The 26,888-nt window shown below is 45.0% G+C and carries 32 protein-coding genes and 1 pseudogene; 18 read left to right on the top strand and 15 right to left on the bottom strand.

Annotation, left to right across the window (positions count from 1 at the left end; genetic code table 11):
* The first annotated feature begins 3 nt into the window (after positions 1-3).
* The 8 genes and pseudogenes from BLW31_RS19175 to BLW31_RS19210 form a co-directional block, all read left to right on the top strand.
* On the top strand, positions 4-663 hold the full coding sequence (locus BLW31_RS19175; protein ID WP_010537176.1) for a hypothetical protein: 660 nt from the start codon (positions 4-6) through the stop codon (positions 661-663).
* 19 nt (positions 664-682) lie between these two features.
* Positions 683-1,510 (top strand): M23 family metallopeptidase, encoded by an 828-nt coding sequence (locus BLW31_RS19180; RefSeq protein WP_010537177.1) that lies wholly within the window; start codon positions 683-685, stop codon positions 1,508-1,510.
* A gap of 11 nt (positions 1,511-1,521) precedes the next feature.
* The gene (locus BLW31_RS19185; protein ID WP_074759650.1) at positions 1,522-1,821 is read left to right on the top strand and encodes a hypothetical protein; all 300 of its coding nucleotides are present in this window, start codon (positions 1,522-1,524) and stop codon (positions 1,819-1,821) included.
* Positions 1,821-3,656 (top strand): hypothetical protein, encoded by a 1,836-nt coding sequence (locus BLW31_RS19190; protein ID WP_010537179.1) that lies wholly within the window; start codon positions 1,821-1,823, stop codon positions 3,654-3,656. The genes BLW31_RS19185 and BLW31_RS19190 overlap by 1 nt, the downstream gene beginning before the upstream one ends.
* Positions 3,657-3,683: 27 nt before the next feature.
* A complete protein-coding gene (locus BLW31_RS23865; RefSeq protein ID WP_010537180.1) occupies positions 3,684-6,101 on the top strand; it encodes a MutS N-terminal domain-containing protein in 2,418 nt (805 codons plus the stop codon).
* A gap of 16 nt (positions 6,102-6,117) precedes the next feature.
* Positions 6,118-7,722 carry a glucosaminidase domain-containing protein gene (locus BLW31_RS19200; RefSeq protein ID WP_010537181.1) on the top strand — a complete coding sequence of 535 codons (1,605 nt, stop codon included), beginning with the start codon at positions 6,118-6,120 and terminating at the stop codon, positions 7,720-7,722.
* 58 nt (positions 7,723-7,780) lie between these two features.
* Positions 7,781-8,389: a hypothetical protein gene (locus BLW31_RS19205; protein ID WP_010537182.1), complete on the top strand. Its 609-nt coding sequence runs from the start codon at positions 7,781-7,783 to the stop codon at positions 8,387-8,389.
* A gap of 5 nt (positions 8,390-8,394) precedes the next feature.
* Positions 8,395-9,594 (top strand): annotated as a pseudogene (locus tag BLW31_RS19210) (ArdC family protein); the annotation flags it as partial.
* A 116-nt stretch (positions 9,595-9,710) separates the two neighbouring features.
* Here the strand turns inward: BLW31_RS19210 and BLW31_RS19215 are convergent.
* The 4 genes from BLW31_RS19215 to BLW31_RS19230 are packed head-to-tail and all read right to left on the bottom strand — an operon-like array spanning position 9,711 to position 11,097.
* On the bottom strand, positions 9,711-9,992 hold the full coding sequence (locus BLW31_RS19215) for a hypothetical protein (protein WP_032836839.1): 282 nt from the start codon (positions 9,990-9,992) through the stop codon (positions 9,711-9,713).
* Entirely contained in the window at positions 9,989-10,360 is a 372-nt protein-coding gene (locus BLW31_RS19220) for a hypothetical protein (RefSeq protein ID WP_010537184.1), read from the bottom strand. The genes BLW31_RS19215 and BLW31_RS19220 overlap by 4 nt, the downstream gene beginning before the upstream one ends.
* Positions 10,361-10,412: 52 nt before the next feature.
* A complete protein-coding gene (locus tag BLW31_RS19225) occupies positions 10,413-10,787 on the bottom strand; it encodes a DUF2958 domain-containing protein (protein ID WP_010537185.1) in 375 nt (124 codons plus the stop codon).
* A gap of 7 nt (positions 10,788-10,794) precedes the next feature.
* Positions 10,795-11,097 carry a hypothetical protein gene (locus BLW31_RS19230; RefSeq protein WP_029425414.1) on the bottom strand — a complete coding sequence of 101 codons (303 nt, stop codon included), beginning with the start codon at positions 11,095-11,097 and terminating at the stop codon, positions 10,795-10,797.
* A 559-nt stretch (positions 11,098-11,656) separates the two neighbouring features.
* Between BLW31_RS19230 and BLW31_RS19235 the strand changes: the two genes are divergently transcribed.
* The 4 genes from BLW31_RS19235 to BLW31_RS19250 are packed head-to-tail and all read left to right on the top strand — an operon-like array spanning position 11,657 to position 14,660.
* A complete protein-coding gene (locus BLW31_RS19235) occupies positions 11,657-12,676 on the top strand; it encodes a type IV toxin-antitoxin system AbiEi family antitoxin (RefSeq protein WP_010537187.1) in 1,020 nt (339 codons plus the stop codon).
* Positions 12,654-13,505, top strand: coding sequence for a nucleotidyl transferase AbiEii/AbiGii toxin family protein (locus BLW31_RS19240; RefSeq protein WP_010537188.1), 852 nt, complete (start codon positions 12,654-12,656; stop codon positions 13,503-13,505). Before BLW31_RS19235 ends, BLW31_RS19240 begins: the two co-directional genes overlap by 23 nt.
* The gene (locus tag BLW31_RS19245) at positions 13,505-14,143 is read left to right on the top strand and encodes a PP2C family protein-serine/threonine phosphatase (protein ID WP_010537189.1); all 639 of its coding nucleotides are present in this window, start codon (positions 13,505-13,507) and stop codon (positions 14,141-14,143) included. Before BLW31_RS19240 ends, BLW31_RS19245 begins: the two co-directional genes overlap by 1 nt.
* 13 nt (positions 14,144-14,156) lie before the next feature.
* Positions 14,157-14,660, top strand: coding sequence for a hypothetical protein (locus BLW31_RS19250; RefSeq protein ID WP_029425416.1), 504 nt, complete (start codon positions 14,157-14,159; stop codon positions 14,658-14,660).
* Between the two features lie 94 nt (positions 14,661-14,754).
* On the opposite strand, the gene BLW31_RS19255 is transcribed toward BLW31_RS19250, so the two are convergent.
* The 7 genes from BLW31_RS19255 to BLW31_RS19285 all read right to left on the bottom strand — a co-directional run bounded on the left by BLW31_RS19255 (position 14,755) and on the right by BLW31_RS19285 (position 21,325).
* Positions 14,755-16,137, bottom strand: coding sequence for an OmpA family protein (locus BLW31_RS19255; protein WP_233424542.1), 1,383 nt, complete (start codon positions 16,135-16,137; stop codon positions 14,755-14,757).
* A 50-nt stretch (positions 16,138-16,187) separates the two neighbouring features.
* On the bottom strand, positions 16,188-17,654 hold the full coding sequence (mobV, locus tag BLW31_RS19260) for a MobV family relaxase (RefSeq protein WP_010537192.1): 1,467 nt from the start codon (positions 17,652-17,654) through the stop codon (positions 16,188-16,190).
* Between the two features lie 244 nt (positions 17,655-17,898).
* Complete coding sequence (locus BLW31_RS19265) at positions 17,899-18,759, bottom strand: hypothetical protein (RefSeq protein ID WP_010537193.1); 861 nt, start codon at positions 18,757-18,759, stop codon at positions 17,899-17,901.
* A 97-nt stretch (positions 18,760-18,856) separates the two neighbouring features.
* Positions 18,857-19,270 carry a hypothetical protein gene (locus BLW31_RS19270; protein ID WP_010537194.1) on the bottom strand — a complete coding sequence of 138 codons (414 nt, stop codon included), beginning with the start codon at positions 19,268-19,270 and terminating at the stop codon, positions 18,857-18,859.
* A 100-nt stretch (positions 19,271-19,370) separates the two neighbouring features.
* Complete coding sequence (locus BLW31_RS19275; RefSeq protein WP_141565416.1) at positions 19,371-19,730, bottom strand: hypothetical protein; 360 nt, start codon at positions 19,728-19,730, stop codon at positions 19,371-19,373.
* Positions 19,731-19,745: 15 nt separating this feature from the next.
* A complete protein-coding gene (locus BLW31_RS19280; RefSeq protein ID WP_010537196.1) occupies positions 19,746-20,192 on the bottom strand; it encodes a hypothetical protein in 447 nt (148 codons plus the stop codon).
* 11 nt (positions 20,193-20,203) lie between these two features.
* Entirely contained in the window at positions 20,204-21,325 is a 1,122-nt protein-coding gene (locus BLW31_RS19285; RefSeq protein WP_029425421.1) for a hypothetical protein, read from the bottom strand.
* A gap of 244 nt (positions 21,326-21,569) precedes the next feature.
* Here BLW31_RS19285 and BLW31_RS19290 point away from each other — a divergent pair, with 244 nt between their 5' ends.
* Entirely contained in the window at positions 21,570-22,205 is a 636-nt protein-coding gene (locus BLW31_RS19290) for a recombinase family protein (RefSeq protein WP_010537198.1), read from the top strand.
* A gap of 11 nt (positions 22,206-22,216) precedes the next feature.
* Positions 22,217-22,795, top strand: coding sequence for a DUF6642 family protein (locus tag BLW31_RS19295; RefSeq protein WP_010537199.1), 579 nt, complete (start codon positions 22,217-22,219; stop codon positions 22,793-22,795).
* A gap of 208 nt (positions 22,796-23,003) precedes the next feature.
* Here the strand turns inward: BLW31_RS19295 and BLW31_RS19300 are convergent, their stop codons facing one another.
* Together BLW31_RS19300 and BLW31_RS19305 are read right to left on the bottom strand one after the other, a co-directional pair.
* Complete coding sequence (locus BLW31_RS19300; protein WP_029425422.1) at positions 23,004-23,504, bottom strand: SLOG family protein; 501 nt, start codon at positions 23,502-23,504, stop codon at positions 23,004-23,006.
* A 1-nt stretch (position 23,505) separates the two neighbouring features.
* Positions 23,506-24,084: a ribonucleotide-diphosphate reductase subunit alpha gene (locus BLW31_RS19305; RefSeq protein ID WP_010537201.1), complete on the bottom strand. Its 579-nt coding sequence runs from the start codon at positions 24,082-24,084 to the stop codon at positions 23,506-23,508.
* A 611-nt stretch (positions 24,085-24,695) separates the two neighbouring features.
* On the opposite strand from BLW31_RS19305, the gene BLW31_RS24180 reads away from it, so the two are divergent.
* Complete coding sequence (locus BLW31_RS24180; protein ID WP_141565418.1) at positions 24,696-24,965, top strand: hypothetical protein; 270 nt, start codon at positions 24,696-24,698, stop codon at positions 24,963-24,965.
* 219 nt (positions 24,966-25,184) lie between these two features.
* On the top strand, positions 25,185-25,523 hold the full coding sequence (locus BLW31_RS24540) for a hypothetical protein (protein ID WP_010537204.1): 339 nt from the start codon (positions 25,185-25,187) through the stop codon (positions 25,521-25,523).
* Between the two features lie 53 nt (positions 25,524-25,576).
* On the opposite strand, the gene BLW31_RS19330 is transcribed toward BLW31_RS24540, so the two are convergent.
* Positions 25,577-25,960 (bottom strand): single-stranded DNA-binding protein, encoded by a 384-nt coding sequence (locus tag BLW31_RS19330; RefSeq protein ID WP_010537205.1) that lies wholly within the window; start codon positions 25,958-25,960, stop codon positions 25,577-25,579.
* Positions 25,961-25,978: 18 nt separating this feature from the next.
* Here BLW31_RS19330 and BLW31_RS24190 point away from each other — a divergent pair, with 18 nt between their 5' ends.
* Positions 25,979-26,176 (top strand): hypothetical protein, encoded by a 198-nt coding sequence (locus BLW31_RS24190; RefSeq protein WP_141565419.1) that lies wholly within the window; start codon positions 25,979-25,981, stop codon positions 26,174-26,176.
* A 66-nt stretch (positions 26,177-26,242) separates the two neighbouring features.
* Entirely contained in the window at positions 26,243-26,422 is a 180-nt protein-coding gene (locus BLW31_RS19340; RefSeq protein ID WP_074759647.1) for a hypothetical protein, read from the top strand.
* 288 nt (positions 26,423-26,710) lie between these two features.
* On the opposite strand, the gene BLW31_RS19345 is transcribed toward BLW31_RS19340, so the two are convergent.
* Complete coding sequence (locus tag BLW31_RS19345) at positions 26,711-26,887, bottom strand: hypothetical protein (protein ID WP_010537206.1); 177 nt, start codon at positions 26,885-26,887, stop codon at positions 26,711-26,713.
* Between the last annotated feature and the right edge of the window lies 1 nt (position 26,888).

Below are 26,888 nucleotides of genomic sequence, written 5' to 3' on the forward strand. Positions count from 1 at the left end.
ACTATGAGTATATGGGCAAAAATAGCGAAGTATGGCGGCAGTGCCTTGAAAGGTGTGGGTAGTGTCGCCAAACAAGGACTGAAATCTGCAAGCAATACGGCTGTGCATCCCACCCAAGCACTAAAAGGCGCAGGAAGTGCAATGAAAACAGCCGCCGTGGGCAGCGCAGCAGGATATGTGGCATGGCAGAACCTTGTCAACGACAAGAGCATGGTGGAGATAGCCAGTGACGTGGTGGTCGGAAAAGACACCACGGAGAAAATATCCGAAGCTGTGGAAGATGTGAAAGGATTGAAGAACAAGGCAGGGGAAGCCGTGGATGCGGTGAATGGTGCCATGGGCGACATCAACAGCAAGTGGAGCGGAATGAGTAACTTCTTCCGTGGCATCTTCGGAGGAAACGGACTGGAGATGTTTGGTAACTTCTTCAAGAACTTAGGGAAAGGCAACGTGTCGGGATTGAGCATTGCAGGACTGGTAACAGCAGCGTTCCTCACTTTCGGACGTTTCGGATGGCTTGGCAAGATAGCAGGAGCCATGCTCGGCATGATGCTCATCGGCAACAATTCCAATATCAAGAACATTGTCAGTGGTGATGGCGGTCAAGGAAGAAATGTGAACGAAGCAGAAACAACCACACGCAGTGGCGGCATGAAACGATAAACATAAAAACGACAACAACATGAGATATACAGAAGAAATGATGCTGCAATCAAAAAGCGGCTTTTGCATGCCCTTTGAGGAGCGAGGCAAGGATGTGGAACTGACACTTGGCTATGGAAAACAGAAGCATCCTGTAACAGGAACCGTGTTCTTCCATCACGGACTGGACTTTGAGGCAAATCACTATCTGCTGTCTGCCTTGGCAAGCGGAACGGTATCGGGCATTGGCAATGATGCGACACACGGCATCTACCAAGTGATACGCTACGGCAAATATGAAGTGACCTACGCCCACCTTGCCAACGTGTTCGTGAACTTCGGACAAACCGTGAAGGCAGGAAACATCGTGGCATTGAGCGGTGACAGACTGCATTTAGAGGTGAAGTTTGACGGCAAGGAAATCAATCCGATTGATTTTCTGACCATGCTATATGGCAATGTGAAGGCAATGGAACAGACCGGTAAGACTGGTTTTCCTGAGTTTGAGACCTACGACATGAATATAGCCACACAGTATGACAAAGAACAGAAAGAGATAGAAGAATTGATGTTGCGCTTCATGCCATCGTATATGGAAGACCTGTATAAAGGTATGTATGTGACACCGCAACATGCAGAGCAGTCGCTAAGGAACATCTTTACCTTGTCAGCGGCGAAACACTATTTCTATGAAGCTATGCCATCCATCAGCAATCCGTTAGGCATCGGGCATAGAGCTATGCCCTTGGCTTGCAAGGTGCAGAACTTGCTGATTGCGGATTTCTTGAACTATCTGGCATTGCGGCATGGCATCTATCTGTCCACATTGAGCGAAGTTCTAAAAAAAAACTCCATGACGAAGCCATAAGGACGAGTGGCATCATCGACCCGCTTGCTGAACTGGACATCGATGTGCAGAGCTTCGACATTCCAAGGTTGGTGAGCGTCTATCCAGACCGTGCAGGAGTGAGATGGTGGACAAAGGCGTGGTTCAACAACAGAGAGGAAGGAGAATGCTCCGTGGAGATAGAACTGCAGCAAGCCATCCTCTTCATCCATAACAGAATAGAGAAGGACTCTTGGCTGGAGGAATACTTCCCCAAACAGATGGAAGTGTATCACCAAGCCATCGAGCAGACAAGAGAACAGATATTAGGTCAACTAAACGTAACGCTATAATGAGTACTATCAAGAACCCGACACGCTTTGCAGAACTGGAGTATTGCCTTCAAGGATATTTTGACGGCAAGCTGGCACCTGTGATGAAACAGGTGCGAGATGACTTGACTCACAAGCAACTGGAGGAAAGAGGCAGATACCAGAGCAGTTTGGCAGGAGTGCTTGCTTCTGCCAATCCGTATGCCGACAACACCGAGTTTGTTCTAAAGCAAACAGGCAAATGGAACAGCAAAACCACGGAGGACTATCTGGCGATGTGCAACCAGAAGATATGGAAGGACAAAAACATCGTGAAGGATTTGGCTCTTCTTGCTGGCGAGTGGCGCAATGCCGTGGTGAAGGAAATTGGACGAAGTAAATATGACGCTTTGTCGAAAGCCTGTGGCGAGGATTTGGCATACGCATACGTTGCACAAAGGATGGAAGACCTGATGATTGGGAAGCTCGTCAAGGACAATACACCCAAATCAACGATGGACTACATCTTGCGAAAGGCAGCACAAAACAGCATCTGGGGACTGCAAGAAGAACTGATGAAGTCACCATTGACGGCTGAGATAGAAGCTCGTGGCGAGAAAGCCTATAAGCCAAGCAAGACGGAGAAGTTTGCAGGAAGGGCTACCGCCTCGGTAGTGGATGCCGTGACCATGGGCGGTATCGGTAGTTGGAAGTCATTGGCAACCTTGGTGGGGAGCGACATGGCATTGGGCTATATCCTCGATTCCAAGAAGGGAAACGGCGAACAGCGGAAAGAGCAAGTCATGGAATTGAGCATCAGCAAGGGCGTATTCGGACAGAACGGCAATGCCTTCACTGGTTTTCGCTCACAAGCCAAGAAAGTGAATGCCACCGACAATGGCTATGTCAAGACGCTCAACAGCAAACTCCATAACAAGATACATATCCCACAAAAAGCATTTACATCTATGGCATGGACAGATAACAGTTTTAAGTTTCCTTTCCAAAAAGAGCAAGAGAAACGGAACGATCCGAAATACAAGAATGTACCGCTGATAGTGGCACCCGGCAAGGAAGATGCCTATCTGGAAGAGAAAGCCAAGCACGACGCAGCCAAGGTTGCAGAGGCAGAGCGCATCATTCAAGAAAAGAAAGAGGCAGAGGCGCAACAAACAGAAACTGATGAACAACAGCAAGCGCAATCAGAGGAAGAACTTCAAGACCAACCTGAAAATGATAACAGTAACGGTTGGGAAGGGCTGTTGAAGAACTTCGGACTGAATGGTTTCAGCGACATCGGCAATAACCTCGGCTATGTGATAGCCATGTTGCCCGACATCCTTGTTGGACTGTTCACTGGCAAGACGCAATCATTAGGCTTGAAGGACAATATGATGCCAATAGCCGCCATTCTTGCAGGAATGTTTGTGAAAAATCCATTGCTGAAGATGACGCTCATCGGTATGGGCGGTGCCAATCTGCTGAACAAGGCAGGACATGAAGCATTGGCAAACAAACGGGAAAGCAATGATGGAAATGCTGTATCATACGATAATACAACAGCACAAGCAGTGCAATATAAGTCCTATCCAGACGAACCGTTGAATCCCCGAATAGCCAACCCTGTACTACAAGGCAACTGTTTAGTAGCAACCATCGACCGAGTGCCATACACCATCCAACTGCCAGAGCATGTGGTTGGAGCATATCGAGCAGGAGCCTTACCACTCAACACCCTTGCCAATGCCGTGCTTGCCAAGAGTGACCAGATGAGACAGATGGCAGAACGCAACTATGGCGAGCAAGAAGTGAGAAATGTGAGAAACGAGGCGATGGAAAACGCAGAGCAGCGAGAAGTTATTCAACGTTCAAGATAATAAAAGAAAACGTAAAACAATCATACAATGAAAGAGAAAAGTCCACAAGAGAAGAATGCGGCAGAGCGTCAAGTGTCACTGATTACCGAGGCCCTGTCGAAAGCAGCCGACAACAAGGGTGTCTGGCTGAATGAGCAAGGAAAGCAATATCCACGGTTTTACCCGAAGGGAGCGGCAGTGAGTCCGTTCAATGCCCTCGTGATGGGATTGAACTCCGACAAGAACGGATTTTCTACAAATCTTTACACGTTATTTAGTGAAGCCAAGAAGCGAGACGAGTCTGTGATGGCGCATGAGAGAGGTGTGCCGTTCAACTGGTATGCGTGGAACAAATATGTGAACCGTCATAATCCGGAAGACATCATCAGCAGAAAGGACTACCAGGAATTGTCGGCTACCGATCAGACACAGTACAAGGGCATACATAATCGGGAAATACGAGTGCTGTTTAACATCGACCAGACCATGCTGCCACTGAAAGACAAGGAGAAATATGAAGATGTGGTGAAGGCGAATGTCGGTGCGAATGAAGACAAGGCATTTCGTAGCCAAGTAAATGACTTCATCCAGAAGATAAAGGAAAACCTGATGGCGGTGCGCAAAGACGGAAGCGGAGTGGCACACTATGACACAGAAAAAGATGCAGTGTATATGCCAAAGCAAGAAAACTTTGAGCATTATAGCGATTATGTGCAGGAAATGCTGCGCCAAGTGGTGAGTGCTACAGGACATCAACAGCGACTGGCAAGGGAGGGCATGGTGATGAAAAACGGCATTGCGCCATCGGAGGATGCCGTGAAGCAAGAGAAACTGGTTGTGGAACTGGCTTCGGGCATCAAGATGATGGAAATGGGTATGCCAGCCAAGATTTCCAAGGAGAATATTGGACTGGTGGACTACTGGAACCGCGAATTGAAGGAAAATCCATGCCTGATAGATGCCATAGAGAGTGATGTGAACAATGCCTTGGACGTTATCCGCAAGGCAGAGCGTGGCGAGAAAATAGAATATTCATCCTTGAAGAACGAGCAGCAGACCACCGAGATGCAAGCGCAGATGCCCAAACACTACTTTGTGGCAGATGAGATAGCCAAGCATCCCGACAGCGAACAAAAGTTTGTGGTGATAGTAAGGGATATGGAAAACAAGAGTGCCGATGTGGTATTGCCGGCAGGAGCATCATTGGAAGTAAACAACGAGGTGTCGGGCATGAGCAAGCAGCGCATTGAACATGCCTTGCAGAAGGAAGGTTTTCTGTCTGTCAAGTTCTACAATCCCGATGGTGCATTAGGCTACCATCCTGATGACAGTTATTTCGCAGGAAAGGACATCACCGTTGCAAGACTGAAGAACTGGCAATTGGAAGACATATCCAAGATAGACGTAAGCGATGCCGTGAGACAGAGCAAGCAGGTGGGCTTCGACCGCATACAGATGGTGCAGGATGACAACAAGCGTTGGGCGATGTATATCAAGCCCGAAGGACAGAAGGCATTCTCCATCTATCCCGACAAGGCGGATTTGAACCGCTTCTTCACCACATTGAAACAGGCGCAGGACACGATGGACAGTTTGAGAGTGGAACTGGCACAGAAATACTATGCGATGGCAGAGACAAAGCCTGACCTGAAGGTGGACTTGTTTGGCAGCGGTCAGCACAACGAGGTGGACATGAACCGCATACAGAAAGTGAACGTGTTCAAGGCAAAGAACGATGTCATTCTGTGTGCAGCCACCATTGATGGCGCAGACAAGTTGCAGCCTCGTGTGGTATCGCCAAGCCAATGGCAACGAATGTGGATTGCCGAAGACAAGAACGAGTACAAAAAGCATCTTGCAGCAACCTTGTTTGCTGACATCCTGCAGAAAGGACAGACACAGGAGCAGACTGCATCTGAAAAGCAAGTTGAGGAAACCGATGTGAAGCAAGAAACACAAGTCTCCACCGATAAGAATGAGGAAGAACATCGAGAATATCATGAGGAAGAGAACAAGCAAGCTTCCTCTGAGGAAAAGACAGATATTAGGGAAGAGAAGGATGTGACTGTTCAAAGAGATAATAACGCTACTGTGGAAAAGAAGGAAGAAACAAAGGGTAAGCAGAAGGAAGAGACCAAGGACTCTCCCATCATGAAGCAATGGAAGGAGTTGAAAGCCAAGCATCCAGATGCTTTGCTGCTGTTTCGTGTAGGTGATTTTTATGAGATGTATGAACAGGATGCCAAGCGAGGAGCGGAAGTGTTGGGGATTACATTGACAAAGAGAAACACCCAAGCAGGTCACTACATGGCTGGCTTTCCACATCATGCCTTGGACACCTATCTGCCCAAGCTTATTCGAGCAGGAGAACGAGTAGCTATCTGTGACCAGTTGGAGGCACCCAAGCAGAAGCAAGAGGAGCAAAATACTGAGGAGCAGCAGCGTTCTGGCGGTATGAAACGATAATAATGAGGATAAAGACATGAGCAAGAATCAGCAATATGCAGAAAGATATGCTGCCGAGGCGATGGAACAAATGAAGCGATATGGCATCCCTGCTTCCGTCACCTTGGCGCAAGGCATCTTAGAAAGCCGTAATGGACAGAGTGAACTGTCGCAGTTGGGCAACAACCACTTTGGCGTGAAGGCTTCGAAAAGTTGGTTGAAGAACGGTGGCGACTATCTTGTCTATACCGATGACAAGCCTAATGAGAAGTTCTGCAAGTATGCCACGGTGGGTGACTCATACGAGCACCATTCCAAGATATTGAAGAACAGCAGCCGCTACAGCCAATGCTTCAAACTCTCTCCCGATGATTACAAGGGATGGACAAAAGGCATTGAGCGAGGCGGTTATGCCACCAGTGGAGGATATGCAGCCAGTTTGCAAAAGATTATCGAGATCAATGGATTACAGAAGTATGACCAACAGGTGATGCGAGAGATGAGGGCTGAGGGCAAGAAGTTCGGCGTAGAACAGAATGCAAGGACTTCAGCAACGGTATCGTCTTCGGTATCGACATCCAATAATGACGAAAAGAAGCAAACAGCATCTCAAACAACCAACGACAAATACTCATTCCCTGTGAAAAGGGACGAGTTCTTGTTTGTCACTTCTCCATTCGGTATGCGTCAAGACCCTATGGACAAAAGCAAACAGCAGATGCACAAGGGCATTGACATCAGAGCCAAGCATGATGATGTGTTGGCAACCGAGAATGGTGGCAAGGTGGTAGCTGTGAACCACAATGCCAATACTGGCGGTGGCAAGTCTGTGACAGTGGAATATAGCAGAGCGAATGGAAGCAAGGTGCAAACCACCTATATGCACTTGGACAGTATCGTCGTGAAGGTGGGTGACGAGGTAAAAGCAGGACAGAAGTTAGGTGTATCTGGCAATACTGGAACGCGAACCACAGGTGAGCATCTGCATTTCGGGGTGAAGACCATATCGGCAGACGGCAAGACAAGGGACGTGGATCCTGCATCGTACTTGGCGGAGATAGCACAGAAAGGTAATCTGAAGCAACAGGCATTGTATAACGGCAATGACCTGTTGGCAAAATACAAGGGAAATAGTTCGGCAGTGGACACGAGTCTGTCACCTGACGATTGGATGAAGAAATTGTTTTCATCCGAGGACGCAAGCACAGGATTGTCAAGTGCAGACCCGATAATGGGATTGGTGACTACCATGTATAGCAGTCTGCTTGCCCTCGCTGTGCAAATAGATAGTAAAAGCGAGGAAGAGCAAAAAGCGCAAATCTCAGAAGCTGTAAGCAAAAGGCAGGTGGACTTGAAACCGTTGATGCCGACTATGAAGGAGTGCGTGTTGAGTATTGGCGATAATGGAAAGGCTGTGTTGCAAGCGGACAATGGCACTACCAAAGTGACGAGAGAGCTGACCAATGCGGAGTTCTGTAGATTGTCGCAAGTGTTGGGTGATACCAACCTGAGCAATGATGCCAAGAAAATGCGCATCGCTGGAATGGTGAATACTATCGTGCTGACGCAACAGGCATCGCAAAACTATGAGCAAGTCCTGGAACAGCAAGAAGGTCAAAGTCAGACAATGCAAAGAAAGTAAGATACTTGGAAGTTCCACATCTTGGTCGATTGAAAACGAATAAAAAAGTATTTGAGCTATGATTAAATGTAACGTAAGTGTGTGCGGAACCGTTAGCAAGGCTGCTGTGGTTCGCAATGGAAAGGACGGAATGCCGTTTACTACATATTCCGTGGATGTGGTGGTGCCAGCCAAGAAAGGTATCAACAAGACGGTGATGGTAAGCTGCATCATGGATGGAGATTGTGCCGAAGCTATCGTTGTGGGCAATCGCATTGAGTTGAAAGGTGTATTGACCTTCAAGAAGAAAGATGACAACCTGTATTTCAACTTGAAAGTATCGGAAATGAACCTTTCGCCTGTATCGGAAAGCAAGGGTGGCATCGTGGGCGACATGGAGTTCAAGGGCAAGGTCGGTAAGGACATTGATATGAAGAAAGGCAAAAATGGTAAGGCTTTCCTGATGTTTTCTGCTTTCAGTGCAGAGAAGATTGGAGAAGAATTTGCCTTTACATGGGTGCGCTTTGTCCGGTTCTCGGAAGAAAAGGAAGAATGGCTGCAGCCGAAAGCTACCATCGAGGCAAAGGGCGAGTTGGAAATCTCGGTGTATAACGACAGACTTAACTTAGGCTGCAAGGTGGCGGAGTTGAACCAGTGGGAGAAGAAACCGTATCATCCTAACAATTAGCAAGTATGGCATATTACAATAAGAGTCCACAGAATAATGGCGATGGAAAGAATGCTGAGGACAGAGCCTTGGACACCTTCGCCAACATGATGATAGAGAAAATCGAGTCGTTGGGAAACAATGACGGATGGCAAAAGCCTTGGTTTACGGAAGGTACATTGAGTTGGCCGAAGAACCTGTCTGGCAGGGAGTATAACGGCATGAATGCCTTGTTGCTCACCATGCTCTGCGAGAAGAAAGGCTACGAGTTGCCAGTGTTCTGCACCTTTAACCGTGCAGTGGGTTTGAACTATCAGACCGACAAGCAAGGTAACAAGAAGCAGATGGTGGATGCCAATGGCGAGCCGTTGCCCAAGGTTGGCATCAATAAGGGAGAGAAGAGTTTTCCCGTGATGCTGACAAGTTTCACCATTGTACACAAGGAGACAAAAGAAAAGATACCCTATGACGACTACAAGCGAATGAGTGCTGAGGAGCAGAAGGAGTATAATGTCTATCCGAAGTTGAATGTGTACCAGGTGTTCAATGTGGCACAGACCAATCTGAAGGAGGCAAGACCTGAATTGTATGCCAAGTTGGAAGCAGAGAACAAGCCAGAAAAGGCATTGGTGAAGGAAGGTGACATGTATTCATTTCCTGCTGTTGACCAGATGTTCAAGGAGCAGAAATGGATTTGCCCCATCAATATCGAACACCAGGACAATGCGTTCTACTCCATTTCCCGCAACCAGATAACCATTCCTGAGAAGGCACAGTTTAAAGACGGTGAGTCGTGGTATGGAACAGCGTTTCATGAGATGGTTCACTCGACAGGAGCGGAAAATCAGTTGAACCGTTTGCATCCTCAATCGGGCTTTGGCTCAGATGAATATGCAAGGGAGGAACTTGTTGCAGAGTTGGGCAGTGCGTTGGTGTGCCAGAAGTATGGCATGACCAAGAATCTGAAGGAAGACAGTGCCGCCTATCTGAAATCGTGGCTCGGCAGTCTGAAGGAGACGCCAAGTTTCATCAAGACCACCTTGATGGATGTGAAAAAGGCAACGTCTATTCTCACGCAGAGAATAGACGAAGTGTCTTTGGAAATGAAGGAGCAACAGAGTGAGGATGTTGCAGCTTCAGTATCGGAAGAAAACAAGGATGCGAAGGACATGAAGCAATCTGCATCATCAAATGATAATGAGCAGACTGAGGTAGAAGAGGAAAAAGTCGCACGGTCTGCGTTCCGTCGGTAACGAGTCAATCTGTGGCAAACATGCAAAAATCCAAGATGCGCACATATATAATAATGTGTAGGCATCTTGGATTTTTCGTTTTGGGAGTTTTATTCTTCCTCCTCATCATCTTCTTCGGGTGATAGCCATTTCTGCCAATCTTTCTCATCGATGGTGAGGTCGTCCATTTCCCAATCATATGCGAGTTCGGGCATTGGGTCACGAGAGTAAGGGAAATGGATGGTATAGCCGATTTGTCCATAGGAGACATGGAGCGGAGTGACGCAAAGGTCTCTGCCGAAATAGCTTCGGGTGGTAAGGTATTTGCGCCAGTCGAAACGCTCATTGAGAATGTTTCGACATAGGCGGTAAAGATATTGTTCTATTGTCATACGGCTTGAAGTTCCAACTGTGAATAATATTGTCTGAATGCCTCATAAAGGTCAGCCATCATGACTTCGACTTCCTCCATGTCTTTGACTATATCGGCAATGTGGTAAGGTGCGCCATTTTTGCCGTGACCGTCTGAGCCAATCCAAATGTACGCTTCCTCGTCAACATCAAAGTTCTCATAATACTCATGGATATTGTCGATGAAGGCTTCCATATCATCGTCTTCAAGTTCCACGCTGAAATTGAAATCTTGACCATAGGAAGTATATTTGGCGAAGTTTACATCTGTCTTGCCATTTTGTGGCTCGGAGAAATCAACGCTCCATCCTAATATTTCGGCTATCTCCGTTATCTTTTGCTGTATCATATAGTTTGATTTTTAGCAGCCATAGGCAAGAAGCCTACGGCTGATGAATGGTTTAAACTTCTTCCCTGTCATACATGTCAGACAGAAACGACTGCAATCTCTCGTCGGGAATGTTTCCGATTGGGCAAGGTTTGAAGCTCTTGTCCTGCAATATCGGTATCTTAGGAAGGTTATGTCCGACATCCACGCTGATACTTTCCATTTCCTTGATGGAAGCATAGCCATATTCTGTATCGGCAAGACCGACAACGATAGAGAACAGCGTGAAGTCATTGCCTTCCGGCTGACCTTCCAATACATACCAACGGACTTTGCCGATGAAGAAGACGCATTGGCAAATGGCATCCTTCTTCTTGCCGTCCTGTGAATAAAGCGGATATTGCTTGAACTGCTCCGCCAACTGTGGTGTAATCAATCTGCTTGTCATAACTGCATTATTTATTGGGTGAATACTCTGATGAAGATGGATAGTAGAGCTGCTGCTCACGCAAGGCTTCAATGGCTGCATGTGCCAAAGTGCAAGCCCATTCATTGCGAAGGTCATAATAGCCCTTCTGATAGTTTATTGCCAACTGCTCCATGAAAGCCATCATCACCTTGAACTTCTCGTTTACAAGAAAGCGGTGGTCATTGGCAAACTCTGCACCCACCTTGGATGCGGAACACATCTTGCCGTTCACGAAGCGTGAAAACTCATTGGAAAACTCCTTGTCTCTTTCGTTAATCATATCGTTCATATCTGTTCGGATTAAATTGTGAAACTTCTTTTTCTTCCCTATTCTCGAAGCCTTTACGACTTCATCGAGGGAATTGATTTTACGTGCAATCAAGAGTTCGGACATGGAGGCAGACAAGGCAAGGAATTGGGTGATTATTTCATTGGAATACCCCAATCTTTGATTGGCGGAAGGCTGCTAAGGAAATAACCAGCCAATAGCAAGGCGGTACTTGACAGTCTGGTGGGCTGAACTAAATTTGCTAAGGAAAAACAAGGGAGGATGAAGGTGTATGGGAGATGTGTAGTGACTAAAACTGGTAAGATTACCGCTTTTTGATAATAGAGAGATCTGTTAGAACCGGCATATACAGTTCGTGCATTCCCGTTTTTTGTCATTTGTGTCACTTTTCGGGAATTGTATTTCTGAAAATATCCCTGTTCAATCTTAGCACTATGTTAAATAGTATTGAACAAGATGAAATATTGAACAAAAAGTTCGTTCGTTTAAGTTTTGTTCATTATCTTTGCAACGTTCAATCAAATTGAACACAACTGATATATTGAACAAATAACATAAAATGATGGCAAACAATATCATAATAAACCAAGCATTGGATGCTCTTAGAGCAAGCCTTCCTGTGGGGGATGTTGTGTCAACAACAGCCGTCAAAGTAAATTGTACCAATGAAAATGATGTCACTGTTAAGATAATGAATATAGATTTTGTGTGTCATGTAAGGGAAAACATAACCAAGGCCACATTAAATCCGACATTAGCGACTATGCAAACGATGAACAATGACAAGCAGCAAATCTTGCTTGTTACGCAATACGTCACGCCGCAGGTATCAACAGAATTGGCAAACAGAGGTATCAACTATCTGGACTGTGCAGGAAACTGCTTTGTCAGATATACAAAGGCAGGAAACTTGATTTTCCAAATATTTAATCAAGGAAGGAAAAATACAGAATCCAAGGTGAAAACCTATCCCGTGTTTCAAGATGCAGGATTGAAGGTCGTGTTTTATCTGTTGCAAGATGCAGACAATATAAAGAAGCCTTATCGAGAGATAAAAGAGCAAATTGGTGTATCTTTGGGAAGCGTAAAAAACGTTTTGGATGAACTTGCAAGACGTGGTTTTGTTTGTGACACTAAAAACGGGCGCATAATAAAAGACAAAAAACAACTGCTTGACTTATGGGTTAGCAATTACAATGAAGTATTGAAACCCAAATTGCTGGTAGGCGCAATGGCATTTCGAACAGAAGCGAATAAAAATGAGTGGAAAAACATAGCATTGCCAAAGGGCATGTCATGGGGAGGAGAACCTGCCGCAAACTTGACGGATGGCTACTTACAACCAGGAATTTTCGACATATACACGGAAATACCTGCAGCACATCTTATACGAACAGGTGTCGTCAAGCAAGATGCAAATGGGGAAATTCATCTGTACAACAAATTTTGGAATTGGGAAACAGACAACAGAACTGTTCCTGCTATATTAATCTATGCAGACTTGATGGGTAGTGGCAATAGTCGCTGCTTGGAGGCTGCGCAACGCATATTAAAGAATGAGCTTAAAGATTTCGAGTGAAAAGATAAACAATCCATTTCTTGTGGATTTGTTGGAGAAACTTACAGATAGCTTCCGTAGAATGGATCACGACTTCTTTATCATAGGAGCCACCGCTAGAGATATAGTCATGCAGCAGATGCTGAACACGTCATCACGTAGAAAGACAAGAGACTTGGATCTAGCTATAGCTGTTCCAAACTGGCAGGAATTTGACAAAATCAAAAATAGTTTGATTGCGGATGGTTTCGAGAAGGACAAGTCAAAACACCAACGCTTCTATTATGGTGACTATGAGATAGATGTTGTTCCATACGGATATGTCGCCAAGGAAGATGACAACATCTATTGGCCACCCGAAGAAACAATTGCCATGTCCGTAAAAGGGTTTGACGAAGTGCTTTCTGGTGCTATAACGGTTAGTATTGATGACAGATTCACTGTAAAGATAGCTTCTTTGCATGGATTATTCTTGCTGAAGTTCAATGCTTGGATGGACAGACATCTAACCACAAACAAGGATGCAGAGGATATGTCGTTCATATTGGACAACTACCTTATGGCAAACTTGGATCGAGAAGCGTATATGGAAGTGTATGATTGGGAAGATTTTGACGAATATGTGGCTGGTGGCTATTGGCTGGCAAACGATTTGGCAAAGTTATTGAACCGAGACCAACTTGTATATTATGCAGACAAAATTGACGAGGAATTGCAGTTGGAGGAGAGAAGCTATTTGATAAGCCAAACTCTCAATTCACAATCGGGTTTGAATTATGACCAAGTAAGGAGAACATGGCAAGTCATTTCAGAAGTATTTCGCTCTGCTACAGAAGAAAGGGGTTTATAATGATAGATATAAATTATTGTAGTCAAAAAGGCTTATGTGATACAAACCAGGATTTTATCTTGTGCAAACAATTACAAGATGGGAGTTGCATCGCTATCCTTGCCGATGGTATGGGTGGCTTACAATATGGTGAGATCGCAGCTGCCACTGTTGCACAAAGTATTTATAAAATATTGGCAGAACATAATTCTGTGGATATAAGAGAGCTGTTAGCAAAGGCTTTTGAACAAGCAGACATTGCAGTTGCAGATAAATGCAAGGCTCTTTGTTGCAAAATGGGAGCAGCAGTTACCGTCTTATACATAAAAGATGATACTGCCAATTACGCATGGCAAGGAAATGTTCGTCTATATTACAAAAAAGAAAAAGGTGTACATCAACTTACTGAAGACCACCAGAAGGAAGGTGATAATTGTACCTTTCTGACTCGTTGTGTTAATGGAAGAGGTTTCCGCAACCCTATATCCATTCAAGAAACAAAAATATCAGACATGGACTTGTTGTTTTTATGTACAGATGGATTTTATCAATCCAAGGATTGCATAGATTCTGTTATAGTAGAAAACAAATTGCCAAGTCGTATAGAATACTTGGAAGATGATGCATCCTGCATTCTCATACAGTTGCATAACCCTTGATAAGATAAGAGATATGGCAAAGAAGAAGCATAAAGGACATTACTGTAAGATTTGTGGTGAATACAAGCCGAACGAGTCATTTTCGAGGAAAGGTCATGTCCAACACATCTGTAAGGAGTGCATGGGTGAGATGATGAAAAGCAACAAGAAGATTTTGGACTTGCCTTTCGGGGACAATGAGTTTGAGATCGTTGATGCCGATGAATATATCGATACTATTTTATATGGCAACAACGAAGAACGAGAAAACAAGACTTTCAAGAAACTCAGCCGTGAACAGAAAATAGTGTTGAAAGCGATAGTGCAAGATGAAGTTACGTTCTATTGGCAAGCCCATCGACAGATACCAGTAAATGACAAGTTAAAACAACTCAGAAGTTCTGTCAATACTGTAGTATATGAACAGTTGGACTTTGCCATAAAGGATGACACGATGTTCAAAGCTTATATACAAGAGCAAGTCATCACTGTCATAAACAAGATATTGCGACAGGAGAAAGAACAAAACAACCAATAGCAGAAAGAGCCCATTCATCACGAACGGACTCTTTCTTTTGATAATCATTGTTTTGCAGATTATCGCTTATCGTATGAATGATAGTAAAACACATTTACTGTGCAAATAGTCTGACAGCCGTATGACGGTTGACTGCAATTGGTGAATACTTATCAATGCCGCCCTTACTTTTTGATATTATCATGGACTTGCCAATGCCTCTTGCCACAAGCTGTTGCGTGATATAATCCGCTCTTGACTTGCTGAGAGGATTGTTGATGCCATCGTTTCCTGTGGCACTGTCGGCAGCACCAACAACGGAAATTTTGAGATGATAAGCCTTTGCTATACGAGCAAGCTCATCCAAGTTTGCCATCTGTGAAACGTCAACCAACTGCGCGGTTCCAATCTTAAAAAAGAAGAAAACTGGCGAACCGATGCACTTGGTTCCACCTGTCATTTCTGCAACGTATTTGTTCCAAGAAACAGAATCGGAAACAGAGAAACTATACTCCAGAGAGCGGCTTGTTTTTGGTTTTCCCATGCCATTCCAATCCTTGTGAGCCAATCTTGCACGGAGCGAGTTCAAACCGCTGTAGTCATTTTTCGGGTAGATGCGATACTCCGTACTATCCGCATAATATGTCAGGCGGTCGGCATAGGCTTTCAGCAATCCTTCAATCTCCAAGATCTTTCTCATTTCAGCGATGGCATTGGCATCCTCCGCATGAGCTTTGCTTAACTTTTGGTTGCGAGCCAACAAATCATTGGTGTAATCTGCCAGCCATTTGTTCTGGTTGATATAAGGAGCTGCATCTACAACCTTCTTCCAACCGACCTTCCCGATATTGAAAGTCAGTCCGGCAGACAAGGTGAACAAATTGTCACTAAACTTATTGGATGCGCCAACACCATCAAAGTCACGGAATGTGGTTGCGCCACCCAATTCCATGTTGACCGCCAAACGCTTTGTCAAACGATATTGTCCAATCAATCCATAGTTGATTACAAACGGACTCTTGCCGTTATCCTCGTTATGGATAATACCGCAACCAACATACGGAATGAATCCCCATCTTTGTGTGGTGGCATGACTTGCGGCAAAGCTGCTGTTCACATTCCAAAGAAAATCTGCATGAACCATCTTGTAATCACGGATATTCTTGCTGGCATCCTTGAACTGAAAACCTTGAAAACTAAACCGACCACCAATCTCTGGCGTGAACCACTTTCCTGCCTTTATTGCCAGGGAAGGTTTCATCCTGTCGAACAAGTTTCCTTTACCATGCGGTTTTCCTACAAAAGCGGAAGTGCCACCCGATACACCAACGAACCAGTTGGAAGACCATGCAGAAGGAACTGCCACTTCTTTGAGGTATGTAGGCTCAATCTGTCGGAGCATATCCTCATTTATGCCAGACAGCACCAAATCATCCGTGCCATCATCCATAGTCTCTGCATTGACTTGCATTTGTCCGCATAGGCACAATGCCATCATAAATATTGCTTTTCTAATCATGAATTTCAATTTGTCGATTATTTTTTCTATTAACGCTTTCTACCCTTGCTGCCTTTCGGTCGCATCATCCTGTTTGCCATCGCAAGGCAGCGGTGCGCCCAACGCCTGTCATCCTCGTCATCGTTGCGCCCCCATTTCATGTCATTGCTGCCACCGCCTCCGCCACCTTGCCCTTCGGCAAATGTCGTGGCTTGGTCGATGTAGCCAAGGTATAATAAGGTGGCACAATGAAGAATTTCGGCAGTGTGCTCGGCTATGGTTTCCAATGGCGAACCGTCAAATGCTACTTTGATTTCAGGTGGCAACGATGCCATTTTGGAACGGTAGTCAGTGACCATGCTTTCCAACATCGCTGTCTTGATAAGTGTGCCGGCACCAGTCTGAGCTTCACGAGAGAACTGCATGGCATCCTGTCGAAGCGTCTCTGTCCGCTCCTTGACAAACTCCATGTCCTTGTTCAACTCATCCAACTGCTGGTCAGCCACAGCGAGCTTGTCTTTCTTGTCAGCCAGTTTCTCATCAACGGAAGCCAACTCATTTTGCAATTTTTCCAACTTCTGCGACAAGATAGAACTGTCACCCTCCTTGTTTGCAATCAGCACCTTCAGCTTGTCAATCTCCAACATCTTCTGATGTCTCTCTTTTTCCAGATGTTCCACCATGGAAGAGAGACCTTTTACACGACGTTCTGCCAGTGCTATTTCCACCCGAAGATCGCTTACAGCCTTGTTAAGGTTGTCCAGTTCCTCTTCCTTTGAAGAACATTCCTCGGACAGGTGCTTGCGGTATTCCTCCGTAGGTCTGTGTCGTTGCCGAGTCTCCGTTTGGCTCGTTCCACGCACCAGTCCCCAAGGTTCATTGACCATCGCCAACTCGTCATGAAGTTGTGATGTTCGTTGACTATATTCCCGATTGTTGGCACCTGCGAAGATTTCCTTGAAGGCAAACTTGCCGTCCTTGATTGGCAGAAGAACACAATGGATATGTGGTGAAGTCTCGTCCAAGTGTACATAGAAGGCAACGATGTTCTCCTCGCCATACTTTCCTGCGACAAAATTATAAATGTCCGTCGCCCATTGCTCAATCTCTGGCATACGCTTGACGGCATAATTCTCCTTGTTGTCGCCGGGCTTGAAGACTACCTCTTGGTCACCGAAGGCAAGCTCACGCATCTTCCATTGCGAACCGCTGAAGATGAAGTCCGCCACCGTCCTGAAACGTGGCTCAGTCAATCCCTCATTTTTGTCCTTGATGCCACGAGCAGCCAAGTTCTCAGCCATCATCTGTGGGATGGACTTGCTCTTGTCGATAGGTGCTATCTTGCCTCCCTTGGAAATCTGGAAGTTCAGATGCTGTCTGCCGAGGTCATAGTTACCCTTGGCAATAGCTACCTGCCAAGCCCGGTCGCTCCAGTTGCGTTGGTATTCACGGCTGAGAGCGGCAGCGCATCCCTTACGTCCCCTGACGTTCAAAACCTGCTTTGCTATTCTTTCCATATCTCTGATATGCTTATATGTGTCAGAAAAACAGTGTCCCAGCTTGCTGCCTTGGCGGACACTCTCCCGAGGACTTTTAGGTCGTAGGGGTAATGAGTTACCACACTCCCTAAATTCGTGAACAGCGGGCAAGCCCGATGCGCTAAAAAAGGCAAGCCACGACGAGTGCGATATGCCAGTACCGAACCGTGAGGTCTTAAAAGGAGAATGTCCGTAAGGCAGCTATAATGGAACAGAATGAACTCTACTTATGGTTGTCCGCCTTGGCGGTTACAACTGGCTTGGCAGCTGTCTCAACTGTTGAGGTAGGACAGCAAGCCTTATAAGCGGAACACAGGGATTGGAAAAGGCTCATGTCTTCAGCTGTGTTCAATTTGACGGAAGCAGACTTTCCATGACTGGCGATGTCGGGCAGTTCCTTTATCAGAAGGAGCAACTGGAGCCAGTCTCGATTGAGAACACGAGTGAAGAACTTGAAGATTGCGTTACGCAGCTGAAGTCTGTTATGTTCTTCCTCATCTACAAGAGGCATACAATCCACAAGTCTGCCAATCATGCAAGTGGCAATATCATCAGATGAAAGTTGGTTGTCTGATGATGTAGAAGCAGAGTTGTTTTCTTGCGATAATGCTACTGCACCCTTTACAATCTGACCACAGACAACGGCAGTCTCTTCTGTGGTGGAAGTGCCATTGAACCAACTGTCCATTGTGAAACGGATGATTGGTTCCAATATGCTATTTCGCATTGTCGGAACGTTACCGTCCTTCATGCCAATCATCGTGATGATGGTGTATTTCGTTTCAAACTCCTTGCAGTGTATCAGCCCATGTTCCGTTAATTTTTCGAGGAACTGACGCACGGTGGCACGATGCCAATGCCAGTCCTCCGCAAGTTGAGTTTTGGTTGTAACAAACTGAAAATCTTTCAATTCGCCTGCCACTTCCTTGCTTACGGCTTTCGGCATGTAGTGTTCACAAGCCTTGTCCAACAGATAGCAGAACGCTTCGTGTTTGGAATACCGCTCGTTATGTCGGTCCTGGAGAGATGCCAGAAAGCCGACAGAGAGACTTACCTTTATATTTTCCTTTGGTATATGTTTCATTGAAAATGTCTTGTTGATGTTGTGAAATAATGATTCTCATTTTTTGACTGAGTGTTGTGGAATGTGCCAGTACCAAGTGGCATATTCCAAGATAGGACTAAAAGTAGAAGTTTACGATGTCCTCAGGACATTGCGCCAAGTGTCTGCCACTGTCAGGACATTGTGCCTTGAAGATGACCTTTGAGGACGGATAGTAGATGGATGCTACCAAGAGCAAGCCTACCATCACCCCCAATGTGTACAAATGGGGAGTGAACATGAACACCAATGAGGCTGTAAAAGCGATGGCACATGATTTCCTGTTGTCATGCAACCTATGCAGCAGATTGTCTGCATAGGAGAACTTGAACAGCAACAATGCCAACAGTGCCGTTACATGAGCACCAATCTCGTTGGGCTGTACTTGATATGCCACGAAACTGAACACCAATATTGCCATCAGCAACAGCAATGTGTACAGTTTTCGAAAATTATGCGAAAACACCATGCGGAGATAAAATCTCTGCATCATCCGATTGTTCTTTCTGTAGCACATCGTTGATGCCAAGAAAAGAAACATAGGGAAGAAAAGAAAGATAATCTTGAATATCATAGATCAAAATGTAAAACGGTCAATAACCTTCGAATAGCTCCAACTCAATAATTCCATAGGTGACTTCCATGAAAAGTCGCTCGACATCCGCCATTGTCAAAGCATTTGAAGCAAGGCGTTTCTTGAAACCAGCATCCTTTCTCATAATAATCTTGACACTTCGGTCAATGTCAAGCAGAGGAATATGCCACTCTTGCCCACGGACATAATCATTGTTGGAATGACAGGCCCGAAGGGTAATACACCGACAGCAGATGGTCTGCACCATGCCATGCCGTGAAACTGCGGTGTCTTTCCAATGGAACGAACTGCCAACGTCTATCCATGTGTGGCATTTGTGGATGATGTCCACGATGTTCTGAAGCTGCATGTCGCTCATAAATGGAACGTAATGTCACATGAAACACATCAGCATGTCCGCCTTGTCACGCTTGTACTTGAAGAAGCCTGTCCTCGCTTGCAGTTCCATGTCGTGGCACAAGTCACCGTACATGAACTCCAAGGACTCATAGATTGTCACCATGACGGAGTGGACATTTCCATTGGCATCCGTACTGGCATTCATCTTGTACATCCGCCCGAAATTAGGGTTAGAGAAGGCACAGCAGAACTGTCCGAACTCTGTATGTATGGAAGTCACCTTGTGGTAAAGGATGACCAGTTCCATCTGGTCTTCGAACAGGTTCATCACCTCTTCGAGAGGACAAGGCTTTTCCAACTTGAAGTCAAGCAGGACATAGCCGTCTTCATAGACTGGCTGTTCCATGCGCTCCTGGTTGATAAGCTCTGGCAACTGCAATGGTGCAAGTGCCAGGAAGTCGTTGAGAAATTTATGCAGCATAACTATTGTGTTTATAATGAAGAAATGTATAGCTTGATGAACATATCTGGTAACCCGTCTGTCATATTCTTGTCCATCTGCAAGGAACGGCTAAGACAGGCGATTGTGCCTAAAGCATCTATTGACAGTTGCACCAAATCCTTTCGCTGATTCTCTGAAAGCATCGCCATTCCGAAGTCATCAATGGACAGGAATGGTTGCAGTATCATCCAAAAATAGGCAGTCCGTTGTTCAGCGGAAGTAACCTTTCCACTCTTAATATTAGCAACGCAAGTCTGCGCATTGGCGATGATTCTTCGATTGGTACGAACCGCCATATATGCCACGGCATCCCTTGCCGGTAAGTTTCCTTTCCTTGAAGATTGAGCAATCATCTTGCACACATCTTCTGTTCCACTTGTTATATGCGAAACCGACACGTCGCTCATCTCGTATAGATGAGATAGAAATGTTCTGAACAGCCTATCCTCCGTTTTCAGAAAGGCGAGGAACTGTGATTGGTTGGCAATGCCTTCCTTCTTCACCTTCTCCAAGAAGAAATGATAGGTGGTCAAGTTCCTTGTCTTGTCACCTTTATATAATGGTATGGTGTCCATACTCTCAAAAAACTTTGAAGCCACCAAGGAAAGGCTGTCCGTTTCCTTCTTACTTTTATAAGGGGAGGCGTTCATCTTCAACAGGAGCACATCCTTGAATGTCCTTCGCTTGGCGGTAGCTATGCGCATAAACTCGTCACGGATGGAGTCATGGACATTGGAAAATTCTTCCATCGGAAACGAATGTGCCTTTTTGATGGTGTCTCGCATCAGACAAACAGAAACTGAGTCTTCTAAAGTACGCCATTTGGATATTTTGTTGGCAAGGTGTTCCATAGACAAATCCTTGTCTGATTTCATTCTTGAAAGGAACTCCTTTTGCGCATCCAATGCCTCCCTTGCATCATGGAAAGATGATTCACTGGCATTTTTTGAACAGGATGCCAGCAAAAGAATGGCAAGTATGATGGCAGACAACATGGACATATGCTTTCTACCTTCAAAGTATGATATGCGAAAACTTGAAGTGCAAGATTGTTTGCACTTCACCCTCAATCGGCTTTTTGCCGCAGATATGATAATATTTATACTTTCCATTTCGGACTTTGTTTGAAATTTACAGTGCAAATTTACGACTATTTATCGGGTATTCATTCAAACTAAATCAAACTTTATGTTTTATTCTCATTCATACTTTATAGTATGATATGAAATGATAATATATCCAAGAAAGTGCAGTACATCAATCTTTAATTAACTATAATAATTATCAGAGTATGATTATACTTTGATGGAATATAAGTATCTTTGTCAGCAAATTACAAATCAGTGTATAATAGCTATGGCAAAAGTAGGTTACATATTTAACTCGGAGCAGTATGACACATTCACCTTTGACCGGGCTTGGATGGAGAAGTATGGCTGCTGCCGTATCATAGAAGATAGTGCAAGCCAAGAGAAGACACGTCCGGAATGGAAGCAGCTCATGGATTGTCTAGAACGAGGTGATGAACTGGTCATCTCGAAGTTCAGCAATGCGCTGCGTGGTGTTCGGGAATTGGCGATGTTCCTGGAGTTTTGCAGGGTGAAGGTGATAAGGATAATATCCATTCAGGATAAAATTGACTCAAAGGGGGAGTTGTTCCCAAGTACATCAATAGCTGATGTGCTTTTCATGTTCGGTTCGTTGTCCGAAGAGGTCGTTGCCTTGCGCAAGGCTGCTACCCATGTGGAATATATCAAGTCGGGTATCAAACCTGCCAAGAGCTCAACTCCAAAGAAAGGCATTGACCGTGAGAGGAATATCGTCAATATGTATAACAACAACTACACTATCGATGACATCTGGAAGGTCAGCGGCTTCAGGAGCCGCAGCTCGGTGTTCCGCATACTCAACAAGTATGGGGTGAAGCTGAACCGTGGCAAGTTCAGCGGACCGCTTGGCAAGAGAAAACCAAAGAATGAAAGTGAAATATAAAAGGTGATTTTATGAAGAATATACTTTGTTTTGAGGGAGAATGGAAATTCAATACCCACAAAAAGCCTGAACGCTTTGATTTGAATAGCGAGCCTATTCTTAGAATGTTGAAAGAATATCATAAATGCGATGCTATTTATAGGCACATTTTGACAAAAGAGGATTTGAAACTCTATATAGAGTATTTTAACAGGAACAAACGTGAATGGAATAAAATAGACATTGTTTATATAGCTTGTCATGGTTGGTTTCATTCTATAAGTTTAGAGGGAGAGAATGGAAATGTTGATTTACAAGAATTGGCAGATATAGCCGGGGATTTCTTCCGTGATAAAATAGTTCACTTTAGTTGCTGTAAAACACTTGCTAACACCTCTGAAGTTGAGCACTTCAAGTCTATTACAGGCGCAAAATTGGTATGCGGATATAAGAAGAGCGTAGATGCAATGAAATCAGCCATAGCTGACACGGCTTTACTGAATGAATTGATAACAAGCAACAAGCCAGGCAATATCAAAAATATTGCCATTAGTAAGTTTCGCAAAACATACAAATCCTTATTGGACGAATTAGATTTTTGTGCAATATAGATAAATGGTGAGCCATACTGCAACTGATGCTTGCAGTATGGCTTGCCCATAATACTTGGCAGATAAGGCAATTCCTTATCTGTCTCTTCTGAAATCATTTCGCTTGTCTCCGTGGAAAAGGCTTTTAAGCGTTCCGCCTAAAGCCTTGAACACGAAGAACACCACGAACAAAGATACGATGTCGTCCATACGCTATAGTTTTCGTTTGTTATACTTGTGTCTTGTACAGATTGATGATGTCCATCCCCATCGACTTGGCTTTTCGGCAAGTGTAGAACGTGCCGCCCTTGGGCTTGCCGTCGAAGAAAGCAATCAGTCCGCACGAATGAGAAAGCATATAATCATTTCGTCTGAGCAAGCATCCATTGAAATAGTGCTTACTCAACAGGATAGCATCGTCCGCCTTGTCAAGAATATCCCAATAGCGGTCTTGCTCCCTTGCGCTCCACCTCTCATTCTGACCGTCATAGGGAATGACGGCAATAAGTTTCAGATTGGGAAGTTCCACTTTCAATGAAATCACCTCCTCGGCTGCCAACATATCGAAACCGAGTGCCATGCCACAATAGAAATTGGTGATGCCCATAGCATAGAGCAGCCTTATCTTGCCCCTCAGTTTCTTCCTTATCTCGTCCTTGCGGTCTTCTGCTATCGTGCGATGTCCCGAAAAAGCCACGGAATTGGCTTTGATGTACTTTGTCTTATCCATATCACTTTGCATATTTATAGTGTGTGCGTCCCAAGAAAAGACCGCCTAACACGTTTCCGCCAAACATTTCCAACTGATTGGCAAAAATGGCATAGCTTGCGCCGGTCGTTACCACATCATCAAAAACATAGATGTCCTTGCCTTTGAAGTAGGCTTCATCAAACTCAATCACTTGTGTCTTAGTGATGCTCTTTTCCTTGTCATGGCGGTGCTCGTGTACTGCCAAGCGGTCGCCTGAAACGGATATGTGCGAATAGCCGTTGATGATGCCACAAAGCTCGCTCACACGATTACAGAAAGCCATGTATCTACTCTCGTTCTTGGCTTGGGTGCTGGCTGGCACACATACAAACACGATGTCCTTTATCTTCTCACCACAAACTTTGATAAGATGTGCTGCGGTCATTTGCGCCACCTTCTCAAAAGCGTTGTCCCTTGCATCCTTGAACGCCCAAATCAGTTGGCGTGCAGCCACTGCGTCCTCGCCCACATTGCGAACCCTCACAGGAAAATACTTCAAGAAGAAATCCATCCTCTTGCTCAGCTGTCTCTTGATGTTGTCGTCTATCATTCTTGCCATAGTCGGAAAAATTATTTGCGTTAAACTCGATTATTTATTTTCCCTATTTTCGGAAGCCTTTCGGCTTGCCCAAGGGATATTTTTCCGCCACGCAAAGGAGTTGGAAGGCAAAAAGACAAATCGGAAGTGAAAAATACGCTCTATATGCAAGGCACATAGAGGAAGATTTTTTGAAAAGCATCCATGATGCCCAATTTGGCATTTGCCACGCAACTGGTACCTTTGCGGAAAATATCCGAAACGGCAAAGACGATGGACGAAATGAAATGGCTATAAGTGCTACTACATAAGATTACAACAAGAAAAGGGTGGGTGTGGAACTGCGCCATTGGTGCAATTCCGCAAGGGAGGGACGAAGTGCTATAAAGAGAGAATGGCTTGCCGATTATAACAGAAGGACGGAACAAAGATGCGGCAGGAGTAATTGGGAAACTCTCTTGGCATCCATGCCGAGTGTGTTTCCGCTCCAGCCTTCATGCCATGTGGCTTATTGCAGTAGCGACAGTTGGTCACCACAGTCAAGGAGCCTTTTGGCATGAAATCTTTGTGACGGCTATAAAAAGGGTAAACCATGGATTATAAAAGGAAGACGAGAAGCGAATATAAAAGATATGGGTGGGAGTGAAACTGCGCAACAGCCAGACAAGCAACTTAACGAAAGGGGTGGCATTGGTAGACAGCATGTAAGTGACAGTTGCGTCACGGATGCCGTTAGCCAATGCCATTCTGTTCGTGCTTGTCCTTCGGCAAATGGTCATTCTTCATCTTTCGGGATGTTGCTCCCGATAAATGAAGAATGTCGCTTTGACGAACTGTTGGTACGGTTTCGCAGATGGGTGGGACAAAGTAATAAAAATGGAAAGACGACCTGTCGTTTATAAAAGAGAATGGAACAAAGATGCGGCAGGAGTAATTGGGAAACTCTCTTGGCATCTATGCCGAGTGTGTTTCCGCTCCAGCCTTCATGCCATGTGGCTTATTGCAGTAGCGACAGTTGGTCGCCACAGTCAAGGAGCCTTTTGGCATGAAATCTTTGTGACGGCTATAAAAAGGGTAAACCATGGATTATAAAAGGAAGACGAGAAGCGAATATAAAAGATATGGGTGGGAGTGAAACTGCGCAACAGCCAGACAAGCAACTTAACGAAAGGGGTGGCATTGGTAGACAGCATGTAAGTGACGGTTGCGTCACGGATGCCGTTAGCCAATGCCATTCTGTTCGTGCTTGTCCTTCGGCCAATGGTCATTCTTCATCTTTCGGGATATTACTCCCGATAAATAAAGAATGTCGCTTTGACGAACTGTTGGTGCGGTTTCGCAGATGGGTGGGACAAAGTAATAAAAAGGGAAGACGGCTTGACGCTTATAATAGCAGTACGCATGCGGTTATAAGAGTAAACTTGCTAATAGTGGGTATAAAAGAAAACATGGTTGTATGAGCAAAACAAAAGCGACCGAAGCCGCTTTGTTTATTGGAGAGAATGAAGAAATCCTATTTCTTGCCTTTCTTGGTAGGCTTTTCAGGCTCTGCCGCTGGAGTTTCCTCCTTGTCTGGTGTAGGATAGAACTTGTTTGCGATGAAGACGATGCGGTTGTGCTTGGTGCCTTGCTGATCAACCCACTCGTCTGGTTTGAAGTAGCCCTCGACGGTGAGCATGGTTCCCTTCTGCAGCTTGTCGAAAGAGTCAACATGCTCGTTCTTGCGCCATGCCTCCATGTTCATGAAAGCTGATACTCTATTGGTTTCCTCACCATTCTTCTCCTGACGGCTGACTGCCAATGAGAAACGTGCTACAGAAGCGTTGGTGAACTGACGGATTTCTGCGTTGTTGCCTACGAATCCTGTTACTACGAAAGTGTTCTCGATCTTTTTCATATAGAATTACTTTTTGAAGTGAAACTTAATTTTTACATGCAATCCAAGAGCAGGGATGTGGCACATGAGGGCAGCACCATGAAAATCGACTATAATACTCGTTTTCTGTTGGCGGTGAGGAGAAAAAGGAAGATTATCGGCTATTTTATTGGTCACAGCGAAGCGACCGCACAAGACGGATTCCATCTGTCGAAGCATCACGCTACCTTTGCATAGGAAAAATAGTGGCTTCAAAAAATCGGTAATTCAGAAAAGGACGCAAGAACACCGTAACAGCATCGTATGGCTCAATCATTTGCTGCAACCATCACCAATGCAAAACACGTTTCCATGGCGTGTGCCGTCATAAACAATGGTAAACCAACAGGCAATATACTTTTCCGCATGGAGGGTGGTCGCATGAGCATATTGACCAAGACAAGCAGAAGGAAAACCAGCTTCGAAGGCTACTCCTATTTGTAGAGGAAGGTAAGCATGAGCAACCAACTACAATCGCAATGCTGCAAACAAGATCCATCCTCAGACAAAAGGCTTCATTGCACGAAAAGCTCCAAGAAAGGCGTAGTCGCAGATTTTATCTCATACAAAGAGGCAGGTCGCCATTTGGCGAATACAACCATCAAAGCATAGCCATATAAAAGTTTATCGGTAAACGATGAAGGGAGTTTGCCGTTACATACAAAAGGGCTTTTACTGGCGGAAAGAAAAAAGATGCCTGGCGAGTATAACCTTCACCAAGCATCCTTTTCGTCAGTCATAGACAAGAACGTCATCACGTCTTTCTACAATTTCCTTGCCATTGCGCAATTTCACTACGATGTCCTCACCATAGTCTGCAACCACGAAACCTTCTGTGCGTCCTCTGTAGGGTATCAGCAGTGTGCAACTGCAACCGATAATGTCGGTCAATTCTTCGTATTCAAACATA

It is taken from the genome of Bacteroides faecis MAJ27, from assembly GCF_900106755.1.
In the GTDB taxonomy this organism is placed as follows: Bacteria; Bacteroidota; Bacteroidia; order Bacteroidales; family Bacteroidaceae; genus Bacteroides; species Bacteroides faecis.

Excerpts from the sequence above, each read along its gene's own strand:
- mobV (WP_010537192.1), bottom strand. The coding sequence starts at position 17,654 with ATGGAAAGAATAGCAAAGCAGGTTTTGAACGTCAGGGGACGTAAGGGA.
- BLW31_RS19290 (WP_010537198.1), top strand. The coding sequence starts at position 21,570 with ATGGCAAAAGTAGGTTACATATTTAACTCGGAGCAGTATGACACATTC.
- BLW31_RS19220 (WP_010537184.1), bottom strand. The coding sequence starts at position 10,360 with ATGATACAGCAAAAGATAACGGAGATAGCCGAAATATTAGGATGGAGC.
- BLW31_RS19180 (WP_010537177.1), top strand. The coding sequence starts at position 683 with ATGAGATATACAGAAGAAATGATGCTGCAATCAAAAAGCGGCTTTTGC.
- BLW31_RS19340 (WP_074759647.1), top strand. The coding sequence starts at position 26,243 with ATGGCTCAATCATTTGCTGCAACCATCACCAATGCAAAACACGTTTCC.
- BLW31_RS19235 (WP_010537187.1), top strand. The coding sequence starts at position 11,657 with ATGATGGCAAACAATATCATAATAAACCAAGCATTGGATGCTCTTAGA.
- BLW31_RS19190 (WP_010537179.1), top strand. The coding sequence starts at position 1,821 with ATGAGTACTATCAAGAACCCGACACGCTTTGCAGAACTGGAGTATTGC.
- BLW31_RS24540 (WP_010537204.1), top strand. The coding sequence starts at position 25,185 with ATGGGTGGGAGTGAAACTGCGCAACAGCCAGACAAGCAACTTAACGAA.
- BLW31_RS19265 (WP_010537193.1), bottom strand. The coding sequence starts at position 18,759 with ATGAAACATATACCAAAGGAAAATATAAAGGTAAGTCTCTCTGTCGGC.
- BLW31_RS19240 (WP_010537188.1), top strand. The coding sequence starts at position 12,654 with ATGAGCTTAAAGATTTCGAGTGAAAAGATAAACAATCCATTTCTTGTG.
- BLW31_RS19250 (WP_029425416.1), top strand. The coding sequence starts at position 14,157 with ATGGCAAAGAAGAAGCATAAAGGACATTACTGTAAGATTTGTGGTGAA.
- BLW31_RS19215 (WP_032836839.1), bottom strand. The coding sequence starts at position 9,992 with ATGACAATAGAACAATATCTTTACCGCCTATGTCGAAACATTCTCAAT.
- BLW31_RS23865 (WP_010537180.1), top strand. The coding sequence starts at position 3,684 with ATGAAAGAGAAAAGTCCACAAGAGAAGAATGCGGCAGAGCGTCAAGTG.
- BLW31_RS19225 (WP_010537185.1), bottom strand. The coding sequence starts at position 10,787 with ATGACAAGCAGATTGATTACACCACAGTTGGCGGAGCAGTTCAAGCAA.
- BLW31_RS19270 (WP_010537194.1), bottom strand. The coding sequence starts at position 19,270 with ATGATGCAGAGATTTTATCTCCGCATGGTGTTTTCGCATAATTTTCGA.
- BLW31_RS19245 (WP_010537189.1), top strand. The coding sequence starts at position 13,505 with ATGATAGATATAAATTATTGTAGTCAAAAAGGCTTATGTGATACAAAC.
- BLW31_RS19175 (WP_010537176.1), top strand. The coding sequence starts at position 4 with ATGAGTATATGGGCAAAAATAGCGAAGTATGGCGGCAGTGCCTTGAAA.
- BLW31_RS19345 (WP_010537206.1), bottom strand. The coding sequence starts at position 26,887 with ATGTTTGAATACGAAGAATTGACCGACATTATCGGTTGCAGTTGCACA.
- BLW31_RS19230 (WP_029425414.1), bottom strand. The coding sequence starts at position 11,097 with ATGAACGATATGATTAACGAAAGAGACAAGGAGTTTTCCAATGAGTTT.
- BLW31_RS19200 (WP_010537181.1), top strand. The coding sequence starts at position 6,118 with ATGAGCAAGAATCAGCAATATGCAGAAAGATATGCTGCCGAGGCGATG.
- BLW31_RS19330 (WP_010537205.1), bottom strand. The coding sequence starts at position 25,960 with ATGAAAAAGATCGAGAACACTTTCGTAGTAACAGGATTCGTAGGCAAC.
- BLW31_RS19280 (WP_010537196.1), bottom strand. The coding sequence starts at position 20,192 with ATGCTGCATAAATTTCTCAACGACTTCCTGGCACTTGCACCATTGCAG.
- BLW31_RS19300 (WP_029425422.1), bottom strand. The coding sequence starts at position 23,504 with ATGGATAAGACAAAGTACATCAAAGCCAATTCCGTGGCTTTTTCGGGA.
- BLW31_RS19295 (WP_010537199.1), top strand. The coding sequence starts at position 22,217 with ATGAAGAATATACTTTGTTTTGAGGGAGAATGGAAATTCAATACCCAC.
- BLW31_RS19205 (WP_010537182.1), top strand. The coding sequence starts at position 7,781 with ATGATTAAATGTAACGTAAGTGTGTGCGGAACCGTTAGCAAGGCTGCT.
- BLW31_RS24180 (WP_141565418.1), top strand. The coding sequence starts at position 24,696 with ATGGGTGGGAGTGAAACTGCGCAACAGCCAGACAAGCAACTTAACGAA.
- BLW31_RS19305 (WP_010537201.1), bottom strand. The coding sequence starts at position 24,084 with ATGGCAAGAATGATAGACGACAACATCAAGAGACAGCTGAGCAAGAGG.
- BLW31_RS19275 (WP_141565416.1), bottom strand. The coding sequence starts at position 19,730 with ATGAGCGACATGCAGCTTCAGAACATCGTGGACATCATCCACAAATGC.
- BLW31_RS19285 (WP_029425421.1), bottom strand. The coding sequence starts at position 21,325 with ATGGAAAGTATAAATATTATCATATCTGCGGCAAAAAGCCGATTGAGG.
- BLW31_RS19255 (WP_233424542.1), bottom strand. The coding sequence starts at position 16,137 with ATGATGGCATTGTGCCTATGCGGACAAATGCAAGTCAATGCAGAGACT.